The organism is Streptococcus sp. HMSC072D05 (assembly GCF_001815805.1).
GTDB lineage: Bacteria > Bacillota > Bacilli > Lactobacillales > Streptococcaceae > Streptococcus.
This window is the reverse complement of the sequence record NZ_KV822009.1, coordinates 1-481: the sequence shown is the minus strand read 5'-3', so window position 1 is coordinate 481 and position 481 is coordinate 1. Positions and strand designations below refer to the sequence as shown.

At 23.3% G+C, this 481-nt stretch carries 1 protein-coding gene and 1 pseudogene; both read right to left on the bottom strand.

The annotated features are described in order from the left end of the window. Nucleotides 1-23: 23 nt before the first annotated feature. Nucleotides 24-233 (bottom strand): hypothetical protein, encoded by a 210-nt coding sequence (locus HMPREF3057_RS03270; protein WP_000739694.1) that lies wholly within the window; start codon nt 231-233, stop codon nt 24-26. 23 nt (nt 234-256) lie between these two features. Next, nucleotides 257-481 (bottom strand): annotated as a pseudogene (locus HMPREF3057_RS10340) (hypothetical protein); the annotation flags it as partial.

Below are 481 nucleotides of genomic sequence, written 5' to 3'. Positions count from 1 at the left end.
TATAGGTAGTTAGTTTGTATAGCCTAGTCATCTTTATTTTCTTTTTTATTATCTTTTTCGATTTTTTTATCTATAAAGAAGAAACAGATAATTATAATAAAATAAATAGCAAAGAAAATAGTTTTGCCATATGGAATATGAAAAATAGCGATAAAAATTATTGAATACACGCTCAATGATATCAAACAAATATTTAATAATAAGTTATACTTTTTTAATTTATTTTTTTTCATATTTAATTATTTCCCCTTTTTTATTATGGGATGTTCATATTTAGATATGTCTTGAAAGCACTTTTTCCTTTTTTGGTTAAATTAAGACATCGATTAATTTCACTTTTTTCAATCCAAGATAATTCAATCATTTTTTCAGTTATTTTTAACGCAATAGGTCCTGCCATATGATTTTTTCTCTCGGTCCAATCTATATGTTTAGGAATAGGTTTAAAGTACATACTCTTTTCTGTTTCAATTCCTATTTT